General features: G+C 69.3%; 13 protein-coding genes. 5 read left to right on the top strand and 8 right to left on the bottom strand.

Annotated features, from left to right (window positions below):
* Positions 1-49: 49 nt before the first annotated feature.
* Positions 50-931, bottom strand: a complete 882-nt coding sequence (locus ACESMY_RS02545) for an alpha/beta fold hydrolase (protein WP_372781844.1) — start codon at positions 929-931, stop codon at positions 50-52.
* A 293-nt stretch (positions 932-1,224) separates the two neighbouring features.
* The gene (locus tag ACESMY_RS02540) at positions 1,225-2,352 is read right to left on the bottom strand and encodes a ferritin-like domain-containing protein (RefSeq protein WP_372781842.1); all 1,128 of its coding nucleotides are present in this window, start codon (positions 2,350-2,352) and stop codon (positions 1,225-1,227) included.
* A gap of 211 nt (positions 2,353-2,563) precedes the next feature.
* Here ACESMY_RS02540 and ACESMY_RS02535 point away from each other — a divergent pair, with 211 nt between their 5' ends.
* Complete coding sequence (locus ACESMY_RS02535; protein WP_372781841.1) at positions 2,564-2,929, top strand: YciI family protein; 366 nt, start codon at positions 2,564-2,566, stop codon at positions 2,927-2,929.
* A 1-nt stretch (position 2,930) separates the two neighbouring features.
* Here ACESMY_RS02535 and ACESMY_RS02530 read toward each other — a convergent pair whose 3' ends face one another.
* Positions 2,931-3,341: a metallopeptidase family protein gene (locus tag ACESMY_RS02530; protein ID WP_372781839.1), complete on the bottom strand. Its 411-nt coding sequence runs from the start codon at positions 3,339-3,341 to the stop codon at positions 2,931-2,933.
* Complete coding sequence (locus ACESMY_RS02525) at positions 3,334-3,867, bottom strand: hypothetical protein (RefSeq protein ID WP_372781837.1); 534 nt, start codon at positions 3,865-3,867, stop codon at positions 3,334-3,336. Before ACESMY_RS02525 ends, ACESMY_RS02530 begins: the two co-directional genes overlap by 8 nt.
* Positions 3,868-3,999: 132 nt before the next feature.
* On the opposite strand from ACESMY_RS02525, the gene ACESMY_RS02520 reads away from it, so the two are divergent.
* The 3 genes from ACESMY_RS02520 (at position 4,000) to ACESMY_RS02510 (ending at position 9,602) form a co-directional block, all read left to right on the top strand.
* On the top strand, positions 4,000-6,324 hold the full coding sequence (locus ACESMY_RS02520) for a PAS-domain containing protein (RefSeq protein ID WP_372781835.1): 2,325 nt from the start codon (positions 4,000-4,002) through the stop codon (positions 6,322-6,324).
* 27 nt (positions 6,325-6,351) lie between these two features.
* Positions 6,352-8,508: a PQQ-dependent dehydrogenase, methanol/ethanol family gene (locus ACESMY_RS02515; protein ID WP_372781833.1), complete on the top strand. Its 2,157-nt coding sequence runs from the start codon at positions 6,352-6,354 to the stop codon at positions 8,506-8,508.
* Between the two features lie 116 nt (positions 8,509-8,624).
* On the top strand, positions 8,625-9,602 hold the full coding sequence (locus ACESMY_RS02510) for an alpha/beta fold hydrolase (RefSeq protein ID WP_372781831.1): 978 nt from the start codon (positions 8,625-8,627) through the stop codon (positions 9,600-9,602).
* Positions 9,603-9,614: 12 nt separating this feature from the next.
* Here the strand turns inward: ACESMY_RS02510 and ACESMY_RS02505 are convergent, their stop codons facing one another.
* Positions 9,615-9,968: a hypothetical protein gene (locus tag ACESMY_RS02505; protein WP_372781829.1), complete on the bottom strand. Its 354-nt coding sequence runs from the start codon at positions 9,966-9,968 to the stop codon at positions 9,615-9,617.
* Positions 9,969-10,145: 177 nt separating this feature from the next.
* On the opposite strand from ACESMY_RS02505, the gene ACESMY_RS02500 reads away from it, so the two are divergent.
* Positions 10,146-10,355: a dodecin family protein gene (locus ACESMY_RS02500; RefSeq protein WP_372781827.1), complete on the top strand. Its 210-nt coding sequence runs from the start codon at positions 10,146-10,148 to the stop codon at positions 10,353-10,355.
* A 16-nt stretch (positions 10,356-10,371) separates the two neighbouring features.
* Here ACESMY_RS02500 and ACESMY_RS02495 read toward each other — a convergent pair whose 3' ends face one another.
* The 3 genes from ACESMY_RS02495 to ACESMY_RS02485 all read right to left on the bottom strand — a co-directional run bounded on the left by ACESMY_RS02495 (position 10,372) and on the right by ACESMY_RS02485 (position 12,501).
* The gene (locus ACESMY_RS02495; protein ID WP_372781825.1) at positions 10,372-10,692 is read right to left on the bottom strand and encodes a 2Fe-2S iron-sulfur cluster-binding protein; all 321 of its coding nucleotides are present in this window, start codon (positions 10,690-10,692) and stop codon (positions 10,372-10,374) included.
* 26 nt (positions 10,693-10,718) lie between these two features.
* On the bottom strand, positions 10,719-11,948 hold the full coding sequence (locus ACESMY_RS02490; RefSeq protein ID WP_372781823.1) for an NAD(P)/FAD-dependent oxidoreductase: 1,230 nt from the start codon (positions 11,946-11,948) through the stop codon (positions 10,719-10,721).
* 217 nt (positions 11,949-12,165) lie between these two features.
* Entirely contained in the window at positions 12,166-12,501 is a 336-nt protein-coding gene (locus tag ACESMY_RS02485; RefSeq protein WP_372781821.1) for a cupin domain-containing protein, read from the bottom strand.
* Positions 12,502-12,598 lie beyond the last annotated feature (97 nt).

The following is a 12,598-nucleotide window of genomic DNA, read 5'->3' as shown; positions in this document are numbered from 1 at the left end:
CTTAGTCCTTGTGTGGACCCGGCCAGGCGGCCGGGCCCACACGCTAGGTTCAGGCCATGGCGGGCTCGGCGGCAGCCGCCGGCTGATCTGCCTTCCCTTCGGCTTCGCGAATGAACGCAAGTATCTCGGGGTTCAGGATCTCCGGATGGGTCTGGAGGCAGCCGTGCGGCAGGTCCTTGTAGGTCTTCAGCCTGCCGTTCTTCAGCAGCTTGACCGTCAGCGGCGCCGAATCCGCATAGGGCACGATCTGGTCGTCCTCGCTGTGGATCACCAGCACCGGCAGGTCGATCGCCTTCAAGTCCTCGGTGAAGTCGGTCTCCGAGAAGGCCTTGATGCACTCGTAGCCGGCCTTGACGCTGCCCATCATGCTTTGCCGCCACCAGTTGCGGATGAGGCCTTCCGACACTTTCGCGCCGGGGCGGTTGAAGCCGTAGAAGGGGCCGCTCGGGATATCGAGGTAAAGCTGGGCGCGGTTGGCGGCCAGCGCGGTGCGGAACCCGTCGAAGACCTCGATCGGCGTCCCGCCTGGATTCGAATCCTTCTTGATCATCACGGGCGGCACGGCGTCGACCAGTACGGCCTTGGCCACGCGTCCGGGCTCGGCCCGCGCCACATAGCGCGCGACCTCGCCACCCCCCGTCGAATGGCCGACATGGATCGCGTTCCTGATGTCGAGCGCCTTGACCAGCTCGGTGACGTCGGCCGCATAGGTGTCCATCTCGTTGCCGCCGTCGGTCTGGTCCGACCGCCCGTGGCCGCGGCGGTCATGGGCGATGACGCGATAGCCCTCCGCCAGGAAGAACATCATCTGGTTGTCCCAGTCGTCGGCGCTCAGCGGCCAGCCGTGGTGGAACACGATCGGCTGCGCGTCTCTTGCGCCCCAATCCTTGTAGAAGATCCGGGCGCCGTCTTGGGTGGTGATAAAAGCCATGGCGATGTCATCCTTCGCCAGATTGCCGGCCAGCAGGACCGGCGCTGCTGTCTCGCGATTGGGCCGATGGCGGGCAAGTAGGCGTCCGTCGGATAGGTCTGCCTCGGTCGCGACGACTGGCGGGCTTTAGCAGCTTGCCCGGCGCGGGTCAGAGCAAGTTCGCGTTATCCTTGTGCAGCTCGCCGGCCCGAGCATTCGGGGGGCTGCTTCGCGGCGTGCGGATGGGGCCGGATATGAAGACGCCCGCCGGGTCTCCCTCGGCGGGCGTTGTCGTCGATCGATGGACCGGAGCCCTATTCCGCGGCGATCAGCACCTGGCGGGCGCGGTCCTTGAAGTTGATCTCCTGGAGGTACTTGATCCCCTCCTCGGCGATGTCGTCGCCGACCATCTTGTCGCCCTCGTCCTTCAGCTCGTCGATGTCGACGTAGACGGCGTAGAAGGCCTTGGTCCGCTCGGTGATGATGCCGGCGTTGAGCAGGGTCTTCACCAGCACCCGGAAGATGTTGGTGGCTTCCTTCATGTCCTCGCGGCGGGTCTCGTCATTGATCAGCTTGCCCATCTCCTCGATCACCCGGTTCGGGTCGAGGCCGAATTCCTCATAGAGGCCGACGTTCTGGGTCGGGGCGACGAGGTTGAAGAGCAGCGTCTGGAAGCAGTGGGCCGCCCACATCTCGATGATCTCGTGCTCGGCCTCGGTCAGGTGCGGGATCGTCCGGTCGGCCCAGATCTTCCCGAACTTGTGGTGGAAGGCCTCGTCGGTCATCACCAGCTGGAAGAGCTTCCGGGCCAGGGGATCGCGGTTGTACTGGAAGCTGGTGGCGAAGGCGCCCATGGCCAGGCCCTCGACCAGCATCTGCATGCCGATGATCTTCTTGTAGACCTCGGGCGCGGAGATGATGTCGACGAGGAGCTGCTGCAGCACGACGCCGCAGGGCCGCGGCCGGCCCCAGCGGGCCTTGATGTAGCGGGCGAAGGCGGTGACGTGGCGCGCCTCTTCGCGGGTCTGGTTGGCGGCATATTCCTGCGCGCCCTGGTCCTTCAGCACGTGGCAGAGCGAGGCCGAGAGGTTCAGCGCACCCTGCTCGCCGTGCAGGATCGAGGAGAAGGTGCGCAGCGTCGAGGCGTTGGCGAAGGCGATGATGTTCGCCTCGGTCCCCAGGTGGTCGCGCACATAGTCGAGCTGCAGCGCCCCGTGGAATTTCTCCGGCAAGATCATGACCTTTTCCATGTCCAGCGGCTCGGAGAAGTCGATGTATTTCGGGTCGAGCGGATCCCAGAAGTGGTCGTGGGTCGCCGAGATGATCTTGTCGAAGGCGGTCGAGCGCGCGCCATAACGGTCGAGCTCCAGCATGGACTCGAAGTCGTCCGGCGCGACGGCGTCGTAGATCAGGTCCTTGGTGATGTTGCCGTCGGCGGCCATGGGTCTCAGCTCCTGAGGGCTTGGGCTCGATAGGCGCCGACCATGGCATCTGAACGCTGCTCAGTCAACGAAGGTGACGGAGGCGTCAACTTCACCGTGGGGGTATCTTTTCCGCCGTTCCGTTCGCCGCCGGAAAGAATTATCGGGATGTCGAATCCGCGCGACGCCGAACGACAAGTCGCAGTCGAGGCCCCAGAGCTAGGAACTCCGCATGCAGTTTGTCTGTCTGATCTATTTCGAGCCCGAGATCGTCTTCGGCGGCGGCGAGGAGGCCAAGGCGGTCCTCGCCGAGGTCGGGCCCCACGGCGACCGGCACAAGGCGGCCGGCCATGTCCTGATGTCCCAGGCCCTGACCCTGCCGAACGAGGCGGTCACGGTGCGGGTGCGCGGCGGCCGGATATCCCAGACCGACGGGCCGTTCGCCGAGACCAAGGAGGTGCTTGGCGGCTTTGTGCTGATCGAGGCAGCCGACCGTGACGAGGCCGCCGCGATCGCCGCCACCAATCCCTTCGCCCGGCTCGGCTCGATCGAGGTGCGACCGGTCGTCGACTTCAGCAAGCCGCGCCCGCAGCTCTGACCTAGCCGGCGCTGGCCTCGATGGCGTCGATGTCGGCGTCGGACAGGCCGAAGTGGTGGCCGATCTCGTGGACCAGGACGTGGCTGACCAGCTCCTCCAGCGTCACCTCGCCGCGCTCGGCCCATTCGTCGAGGATCGGGCGGCGGTAGAGGAAGATCATCGAAGGCTGCGGCGCCGGCCCGAAGCCCTCGCGGTGGCCGATGTCGACGCCCTGATAGAGCCCGGTCAGGCCGAACGGGTCCTCGATGCCGAGTTCGTCCAGCACGTCGTCGGCGGGGAAGTCGTCGACGCGGAAGATCACGTCGCCGGTGAGCTTGCGGAAGCTCGCCGGCAGGGCCTGGAAGGCGGCCTCGGCCAGGGCGGCGAGGTCATCGAGCGATGGCGCCTTACCGACGACGGGGGTGTCACTCATCGGGCATGACGATGTGCGGCGCGTCCGGTGGACGGACCTCGAAGAGCCCGATGTCCAGCGGCTGCTGCGGCTCGACGGGGCGCAGCGGCTGGCGGGCGATGGCGCGCAGGGTCTCGGCGTCCAGCGCGGAGCCGGCGCGGCGGACCTTGCGCGCCTGCGGCGTCTCGATCGGCCGCGCCGCGGTCCCGATCCGCCAATAGGAGACCATCAGCCGCCAGGCGGTGCGCGGCGGCGTGGCCGGCGCCGTGGGCCAGCGCCGTCCGTCGGCGAACGTCGGCTCGGCGTGAGCCAGCTTCTGGCCAGGCAGGATCTGTTCGGCGAGCCGGCGCCAGGGCTCGTCCAGCAGCCCGCCATAGGCCTCCACCGCCGCCTCGCGGGTGGCGAAGGCCGGGCCCGTCGGGTCGGTGGCGAAGACCACGGCCTCGCCGGCCGCGGCCAGGGCCTCGCGCTCACGCGCCGCCCGGCCCAGGGGGCTAGCCAGGGCCTGCTCCGCATTGGCGGCCACCGGGTAGAGGATCGCGGTCATGCTTCCTGCCGCCCCGCTTCCTGAGACATCGGCTCCGATCATGCTCTAACTTAGCCTACTATCGGAAACGCGGCGCGGATGCGGCGACGTCCTGCCCGGCCTAGTCTGCCGGACAGGTGATTCGGAGCGGGGATGAGCGCCCACCAACTGATCCTGGCGGCGGCGGCGGGCGCGGTTTCCCTGGCGATCTGCGCTGTGCTGTGGGCTCTGGCCCAGCGGCGTCAGGCGCAGGAGCACGTCGCGGCGATCGTCGCGCGCCTGGCCGGCGTCGAGGAGCGCGCCGAGGCCGCCCAGGCCTCGGCCGAGGCCTTCGACTCCGCCCTGCTGGCGGTTGAGGACGGCCACGCCCTGCTGGCCTCCGGCGAGGAATCCCTGGCCGCCTGCGCCACCGCGCTGGGCCTCGTCGACGCCGACCCGCAGGGCATCGTCAACGCCCTGATGCGCGCCGACCCCGACCATGCGCGGCGCCTCAGGGCGCTCTTCGAACGCGGCGAGGCCTGCGCCTTCGAGGTGCAGGGCGACGCGGGCCTGGTGGCCGTCGAGGGCCGCGCGGCCGGCGCGCTCGCTTGGCTCAGGCTCTCCGCGGCGATCGGCGAGGACGCCGGCCTGCCCACCGCGCCGCGCTTCGCGGCCTTCCTGAACGCGCGGGCCACGCCGGCCTGGATCGCCGCGGCCGACGGTTCGCCGGTCTGGGTCAACGCCGCCTGGCTGAAGGCCGCCGACGCTGTCAGCCTGGACGAGGCCGCCCACCGTGGCGTCGCCTTCGACCGCTCCGCCGATGCGCTCGCCAGCGAGGCCGCCAACCTCGGCCAGCGGCGCGACTCCGTGCGTTGGGCGACCGTGGCCGGCAAGCGCCGCGCCTTCCACATCACCGCCCAGCCGCTGGAAGGCGGCGGCGTGGGTGTGTGGACCGAGGACGTCAGCGAGCAGGAAGAGCTGCGCGACCTCCTGAAACGCAATGTGGAGGCGCACGACGAGACGCTGAACCACATCGCCGACGCGGTGGCGGTGTTCAGCCAGACGAAGAAGCTGATCTTCCACAATACGGCCTTCGCCGAACTATGGGGGCTGGAGCCCGCCTGGCTCGCCGAGCAGCCCAGCCACTCCGAGCTCCTGGACCGCCTGCGCCAGCGCCGCCGGCTGCCGGAGACCGCCGACTACGGCAAGTGGAAGGCCGGCGAGCTCGACCGCTACGAACAGCTCGCCGCCGGCCCCGACGACATGTGGAGCGTGCCCGACGGCCGCACGCTGAAGGTCGTGCGCCAGCCGCACCCGATGGGCGGGCTGCTGCTGCTGTTCAGCGACATCACCGACGAGCTGAAGCTCAAGACCCAGTACAACGCCCTCATCCAGGTGCAGCAGGCGACCCTCGACAAGCTCTCCGACGCGGTCACCGTCTTCGGCTCTGATGGCCGGCTGCGGCTGCACAACGAGGCCTTCGCCCGGTTCTGGAACGTTACCCCGGCGCAGATCGAGGCGGCCGGCGACTTCGAGGGCGTGGTCGACCTCTGCATCCCCAAGCTCCACGACATGGGCTTCTGGCGCGAACTGAAGGGCCGCGTCGCCGACCCTGACCCCCAGGCCCGCGCGCCCACCACCGGCGAGGTGAAGACCTCCGACAGCCGCATCGTGGTCTATCAGTCGCGCCCGCTGCCGGACGGCGCGACGCTCATCGCCTTCACCGACGTAACCGACGCCCGCAAGCTCGAGGGCGCGCTCGCCGCCAAGGAACAGGCGCTGGCGGACGCCGAGCGGCTGAAGCGCGATTTCGTCGGCAACGTCTCCTACGAACTGCGCACCCCGCTCACCACCATCATCGGCTATTCCGAGCTGCTGGAACGCTCTGGCGAGGGCCTGTCGGAGCGCGGGCGGGGCTACGCCGCGGCGGTCAAGGCGGCGGCCACCCAACTCGCGCGGTCGATCGACGACGTGCTCGACATGGCCCAGATCGACGCCGACGAGATGTCGCTCGACCTGGAGGACGTGCGGGTCGGGGACCTGCTGAACGCCCAGGCCGACCGCTGGACCCCGGAGGCCGAGGCCGGCGAGATCAAGATCTCGGTCGACTATCCGGAGGACCTCGGCCTGATCCGCGGCGACGCGCGGCGCCTGGGCCAGATCATCGAGCACCTGATGGAGAACGCCATTGGCCAGACCCCGGCCGGCGGCACGGTGACCATGGCCGCCAAGAAGGCGCTGGGCGAGATCCAGCTGCAGGTCTCCGACACCGGCCGCGGCATCCCCTTCCATGTCCAGGCGCACATCTTCGACCGCTTCATCGGCCGCGAGCGCGGCGGGCCGGGGCTGGGCCTGGCGCTGGTCAAGGCGCTCACCGAACTGCATGGTGGCTGGGTGGCCCTGGAGAGCGAACCGGGCGCCGGGGCGACCTTCACCTGCCACCTGCCGGAAGAAGCCCAGGCTGCGGCCGCACAGCCGGAACTGGGCCTGCGGGCCTGACAAGAAACGACACGGGGGATGCGACCGATGCACAAGTTCAAGAGCCGCGCGGCGGTGGGCGCCGCCCTGTTGCTGGCGTTCGGCGCGACCGCCGTCGCCGCCCCCAAGACGCCGGCCCATCCCCCCAGCCCGCACCCGATGGGCGCCGCCGCTGTCGATAGCGCCCGCCAGCTCGCCGCCGACCAGGAGCCGGGGACCTGGATGTCCGCCGGCCGCACCTATTCCGAACAGCGCTTCAGCCCGCTCACCGGCGTCAACAAATCCAACGTGTCGAAGCTCGGCCTCGCCTGGTACGGCGACGTCGACACCGAGCGCGGCCAGGAATCGACGCCCGTCGTGGTGGACGGCGCGCTCTACATCACCACCGCCTGGTCGAAGGTGAAGGCCTACGACGCGGCGACCGGCAGGAAGCTCTGGGACTTCGACCCCAAGGTCGACCCCTCCAACGGCGCCATCGCCTGTTGCGACGTGGTCAACCGCGGCGTCGCTGCCTGGAAGGGCAAGCTCTACCTGGGCGCCCTCGACGGCCGGCTGATCGCGATCGACGCCAAGACCGGCAAGAAGGCCTGGGAAGTGCAGACCACCGATCCCAAGCAGCCCTACACGATCACCCAGGTCCCGCGGATCGTGAACGGCCTGGTGATCATCGGCAACGGCGGCGCGGAATACACCTGCCGCGGCTATGTCTCGGCCTATGACGCGGTCACCGGCAAGCTGAAGTGGCGCTTCTACACCGTGCCCGCCGCGCCGGGCGATCCGACCAACACGCCGCTGCTCAAGTCCGCGCTCGGCACCTGGGACGGCGGCTTCTGGAAATACGGCGGCGGCGCCACGGCCTGGGACACCATCCTCTACGATCCGAAGACCGACCTGATCTACTTCGGCACCGGCAACGGCCTCTCCTGGAGCCAGCAGATCCGCAGCCCCAAGGGCGGCGACAACCTCTTCGTCTCCTCGATCATCGCGGTGAAGGCCTCCACCGGCCAATACGCCTGGCACTTCCAGGAGGTGCCGGGCGACGAGTGGGACTACGACGTCACCAACCCGCTGATGACCGCCGACCTGAAGATCAAGGGCCAGGTGCGCCACGTCCTGATGCAGGCCCCGAAGACCGGCTTCTTCTACGTCTGGGACGCCCGGACCGGGAAACTGATCTCCGCCGAGAAGTTCGCGCCGGCCAACTGGGCCTCGAAGATCGACATGAAGACCGGCCGGCCGGTCGAGAACCCCGAGGTCCGCTACACCGACGAGAGGGCCGCCATCGTCCAGCCGGCGCCGCTGGGCGCCCACAACTGGCACCCGATGGCCTACAGCCCGAAGACCGGCCTAGTCTATATCCCGGTCACCGAGAGCACGACCGGCTTCCAGTCGGCGAGCCCGGCGAGCTTCCAGGTCAAGGACCGGGTCTACAACACCGGCACGGTCTCGTTCTCCGACAAGATCACCGAGCTTTACGGCAAGCCCGGCGCGCCCCTGCGCGGCAACATCCGCTCCTATCTGCAGGCCTGGGACCCGGTGGCCCAGAAGGAAGTCTGGCGCGCGGCCGACAAGGACTACGGCGCCCACGGCGCCATGGTCACCGCCGGCGACCTGGTGTTCTCCGGCGACTGGAGCGGATCGTTCAACGCCTTCGACGCCCGCACCGGCAAGAAGCTGTGGTCGGCCCCGACCCAGGCCGACGTGGTCGCCGCGCCCTCGACCTACACGATCGCCGGCGAGCAATACGTCGCCATCCTGGTGGGCGCCCGCGGCCTGCCGCCCGGCCAGGCGCGGACCAATCCGCTCAGCGCCAACAACTCGCGCCTCTTGGTCTACAAGCTGAACGCCAACGCGACCCTGCCCTCGACGCCCGTGGTGGGCTCCGTCGCCGGCAAGGTCCTCGACCCGCCGCTGCTCACCGGCACCAATGAGCAGGTGATCGACGGCGAGGGCGCCTATGGCAGGTTCTGCGCCGGCTGCCACGGCGCCGGCGGGACCGCCGACAAGTCGATCCCCGACCTGCGCTATTCGCAGGCGCTCCGGAACCTCACCAGCTGGAACCAGATCGTCCTCGACGGCGCGCGCGCCGACAAGGGCATGGTCTCGTTCAAGAAGGTGCTGGCCGAGGGCCAGTCCGAGGCGATCTACCACTACATCGTCAGCCAGGCGAACAAGGCCAAGGCGACCCTGGCGGCCCAGAAGTAGCGGCGGCCGGGCCGGCGCCCGCCGATTACGCAAGCTTCACTGTACTCTCCACCCGGGCGTGAAATCATGCGGGCCGATGGCGCGGGCGGACACCGCGGCGCGAACGGGAGGCGGCTATGCTGAAGCTGCTCGGACGGATCCTGCTGGGCCTGCTCACGCTCTGCCTGGCGGCGCTGGCTGTGGGCGCGGTCTGGCAGAAGGTCTCCGAAGCCCGCGACGCCCGGCGCTATCCGCCGCCCGGCCGCATGGTCGACGTGCGCGGGCGGCGCCTGCACCTGCGGTGTGAAGGCTCTGGGCGCGGCCCGACCGTGGTGATGGTGGCCGGCGGCGGCACGCCCTCGGTCGTCTCCTACGGCCTGCAGGACCGGATCGCGGCCTTCGCCCGGGTCTGCAGCTATGACCGTCCCGGCCTGGGTTGGAGCGATCCGGCGGCCGGGCCCATGACCCTGGACGACCATGTGGCCGACCTCGACCGCCCGCTCACCGCCGGCGGCGTTCCTGGCCCCATCGTCCTGGTTCCGGAATCCTTCGGCGCCATCGTCTCCATCGCCTACGCCGAGCGTCATCCCGGCCGCGTCGCGGGCATCGTCTTCGTGGACGGCGCCGAGCCCAAGACCTGGGCCGGGGCCATGCGCGGGGTCAGCCGGTCGGAGGGCGCCGGGCGCGAGGCGATGATGCGCGCCGCCTGGGCGACGGGGGCCGCGCGGCTTGCCGTTCCCGGCATGATGCCGCCCTTCGTCGCGACCCTCCCGCCTCAGGTGCAGGGTGAGATCCGCGCGGTCTACGCCCGCGCCAGCCCCGGTTTCGGCGAGGCGATGACCGCCTTCGAGCGCACCCCGGCGGCGGCCTGGCCCTCTAGCGAACCCGGCGTCCTGGGCGCCATGCCGATCGCGGTGATCAGCCACGGACAGGCCTCGAGCATGGTCAGCGCGGCCTTCGAGAAGGTCTGGCCTGAGGGGCAGGATCGGCTTGCGGCCCTGTCCACCGCGCCCGCGCGGCGCCTGACGGTCTCCCAGGCCGGCCACGCCATCGCCCAGGAACAGCCGGCGCTGGTGGCGCAGGTGGTGAAGAGCTTGGTGGAAACCGGAGGATGACGCGCTGAGCGCCTAGGCCCCGCCGTAGGCCAGGTAACCGCGCTCGACCATGCGGCGCATGGCGTCATAGACCTCGGTGAGCTCTTCGAAGGCCATCCGCAGCTGGGCGATCTGCTCGATCTGCGCCGGGTTGGGGATTTGGCCGCTCTCGGCGGCAGCCAGCGCGGTCTTCGCCCAGGCGGCCCGGGCCTGCGCCGCGCTGAGGCCGAGGCGCTGGAATTTCGCCGCGTCTGCGCGGCCGAGGACGGCGCTCAGCACCTCCTTGTTGGCCGCGTAGGCCGTATAGTCGATCTGCTCAAGTTGCCCGCGCAGTTGCCGCTGAGCTTTCGGATCGATGGCGTCGTCCGGCTCGAAGTGATCGGCCACCGTCCGCCTCGAATTCGTCATCCTGCTCGACATCGCCGCGCCTCGATAAGCTTCCAGGCCGACAGCATGCAACTTCGACGGCTAAGATTTCATTGCGACCGTTAAGGACGCCGGCCTGTTGACCTCGCGCGGGTTTGGGGCGCCAGCTTGGTCGGGGGCTGAACAGGGAGAAGCCGGATGAGCGTCTACCGGGTCACCGACGTCATTGGAACGAGCCCGACGAGCTGGGAAGAGGCCGCCAAGGAGGCCCTGGCCGCCACGGCCGGTTCGCTGCGGGACCTTCGGGTCGCGGAGGTGTCCAAGCTGGACATCACCCTGACCCCCGAAGGGAAGATCGAGGCCTTCCGGGTCAAGCTCAGCGTCAGCTTCAAATACGAGAAGGCCTGAGCCCTCTCGCTGCGCCCTAGTGCTGGCTTTCCGGCATCCGGACGACCAGGCCGTCCAGCGCGTCGGTCACCTTGATCTGGCAGGAGAGCCGGCTGTTCGGCTCCACGTTCTCGGCGAAGTCGAGCATGGATTCCTCCATGGCCGACGACGTGCCGGTCTTGTCGCGCCAGGCTTCGTCCACATAGACGTGGCAGGTGGCGCAGGCGCAGGCCCCGCCGCAGTCCGCGTCGATGCCCGGGACGTTGTTCTTCACCGCGCCTTCCATGACGCTGAGACCCGTCTTCACGTCGATGACGTGCTCGGTCCCGTCGTGCTCGATGTATCTAATCTTCGCCATATACCCCTCGGAACGCGCCACCGACCTTAGGCGGCGACCTCTTTCATGGAAACGGTCGGGTCCGCAAGCCTCGCCTTGGAGACGGGACGGCGGGAGAGGATGAGCTGCTTGCCCATCATGAATTCGGGCGGCGAGTTGATCGCCTCGACCGCCTGCACCAGATCGCCCTTCAGGTGGAAGACCGCGAACTTGGCCGTGGCCGGGTCGCCGCGCACCAGGATCTCGTCCACGTCGAAGGCGTAGCCGGCGATCTGCAGCTTCAGATCGTACTGGTCGGACCACTGCCAGGGGACCTCGCCGGCCGGCGCGGACTTGCCGGCGATGGCGCTGGCCGCCTGCTTGGCGCCCTCCAGCGCATTGGGCACGCTCTCCATGCGGAACATCCGCCCATAGATCGGCATCGGCCGGTGGGCGACGTCGCCGATGGCGAAGATCGAGGGGTCGGAGGTGCGCGCCTCCAGGTCGACGACGACGCCGCGGGCGACATCGAGGCCGCAGTCCCGGGCGAGCTCGTCGTTGGGATGGGCCCCCACCCCCACCACCGCAGCGTCGCAGGGGATGATCCGGCCGCCCGCGAGCTTCACGCCGGTGACATGGCCGGCCTCGCCCTCGAACGCCTCCACTTCGGCGCCCAGTTCGAACACCACGCCGTGCTGCTCGTGATAGGCCTTGAAGAAGGTCGAGAGCGCCTCGCAGGCGACGCGGGCCAGCAGCCGGTCTTCCCGCTCCAGCACCACCACGTCGGCGCCGAGCGCCCGGCCGGAGGCGGCCACCTCCAGCCCGATATAGCCGCCGCCTACCACCGCCAGGGTCTTGCCGGGCCCGACCGTGGCCTTCAGCACCTCGGCGTCGGCGGCGGTGCGCAGGAACATGACGCCGTCCAGCTTCGCGCCGGGGATCGGCAGGGCGATGGCGCGTGCGCCCGTGGCCAGGATCAGCGCGTCGTAAGAGACCGTCGAGCCGTCCGAGAGGGCGACGCTGCGGGCGCCGCGGTTGATGGACGTGGCCCGCGTCGAGGGCCGGAAGTCGATGTGGTGCTCGGCATAGAATTCCAGCGGCTTGAGCGCCAGGGAGTCGGCGTCGGCCTCGCCCTTCAGCCAGGCCTTGGAGAGCGGTGGGCGCTGATAGGGCGGGATCGGCTCCTCGCCGACCAGGGTGATCGGCCCGGCATGGCCGTATTGGCGCAGCAAGGCCGCGGCCGTGCCGCCGGCATGGCCCGCGCCCAGGATCACCACATGTCCGGCCGGATCGCTCATCGTCTTCCCCCGATGCCCAAAAGTGACGCTGGCGTCAACTTGTGTCCTCTCCCCCCGGCGCAGCCGAGAGGGGAGAGGGTAGGGTGAGGGGCGGCTGGGCGCCATCAGTCTCTCCCGCGGGTCGGGCGAGGATCCTTGGTCCACGATCGGCGGAAGACGGCCTTACGAGCCGCCCCTCACCCCTACCCTCTCCCCAAGTTTGCTTGGGGAGAGGCGTTCAGCCTTCGCCGCCGTCCGGCCCCCAGAACATAACCCAGGTGGAGAAGTCCGGCGTCATGGCCTCGAACCTGTGGGCCTTGCCCGCCTCGACGAACAGCACGTCCGACGGCCCGCAACGGACCCGCTCGCCGTCCTTCACGAAATCGGCCGCGCCGGAGACGACCACGTAGAGTTCGTCCTGCGCATGGGGCTGCTGCCTGTCCTCGCCCGAGACGCCATAGAGCCCGAGCTTCATGGTCCCGTGCTTCAGCACATAGGCGAACCGCATGGCCGCCGGATCGGCCGGAAAGGCTGCGGTCCCGTCGGCCGGCGAGAACTTGAACGGTTCGATCATCGTCGTCTCCAGATCTCCTCTCCCCCGACGAAGCCGATAGGGAGAGGGTAGGGAGAGGGCGGCTGGGACCCATCCATCTCTCCCGTCGGCAAGGCGA

The organism is Phenylobacterium sp. (genome assembly GCF_041691455.1).
Taxonomy (GTDB): domain Bacteria; phylum Pseudomonadota; class Alphaproteobacteria; order Caulobacterales; family Caulobacteraceae; genus Phenylobacterium.
Note: the sequence above shows the minus strand (reverse complement) of the source record. Positions and strands in the feature narration are given on the sequence as shown.

Coding starts and splice junctions, on each gene's coding strand:
- ACESMY_RS02490 (WP_372781823.1), bottom strand. CDS start 11,948: ATGAGCGATCCGGCCGGACATGTGGTGATCCTGGGCGCGGGCCATGCC.
- ACESMY_RS02510 (WP_372781831.1), top strand. CDS start 8,625: ATGCTGAAGCTGCTCGGACGGATCCTGCTGGGCCTGCTCACGCTCTGC.
- ACESMY_RS02500 (WP_372781827.1), top strand. CDS start 10,146: ATGAGCGTCTACCGGGTCACCGACGTCATTGGAACGAGCCCGACGAGC.
- ACESMY_RS02540 (WP_372781842.1), bottom strand. CDS start 2,352: ATGGCCGCCGACGGCAACATCACCAAGGACCTGATCTACGACGCCGTC.
- ACESMY_RS02545 (WP_372781844.1), bottom strand. CDS start 931: ATGGCTTTTATCACCACCCAAGACGGCGCCCGGATCTTCTACAAGGAT.
- ACESMY_RS02495 (WP_372781825.1), bottom strand. CDS start 10,692: ATGGCGAAGATTAGATACATCGAGCACGACGGGACCGAGCACGTCATC.
- ACESMY_RS02520 (WP_372781835.1), top strand. CDS start 4,000: ATGAGCGCCCACCAACTGATCCTGGCGGCGGCGGCGGGCGCGGTTTCC.
- ACESMY_RS02515 (WP_372781833.1), top strand. CDS start 6,352: ATGCACAAGTTCAAGAGCCGCGCGGCGGTGGGCGCCGCCCTGTTGCTG.
- ACESMY_RS02485 (WP_372781821.1), bottom strand. CDS start 12,501: ATGATCGAACCGTTCAAGTTCTCGCCGGCCGACGGGACCGCAGCCTTT.
- ACESMY_RS02530 (WP_372781839.1), bottom strand. CDS start 3,341: ATGAGTGACACCCCCGTCGTCGGTAAGGCGCCATCGCTCGATGACCTC.
- ACESMY_RS02535 (WP_372781841.1), top strand. CDS start 2,564: ATGCAGTTTGTCTGTCTGATCTATTTCGAGCCCGAGATCGTCTTCGGC.
- ACESMY_RS02525 (WP_372781837.1), bottom strand. CDS start 3,867: ATGACCGCGATCCTCTACCCGGTGGCCGCCAATGCGGAGCAGGCCCTG.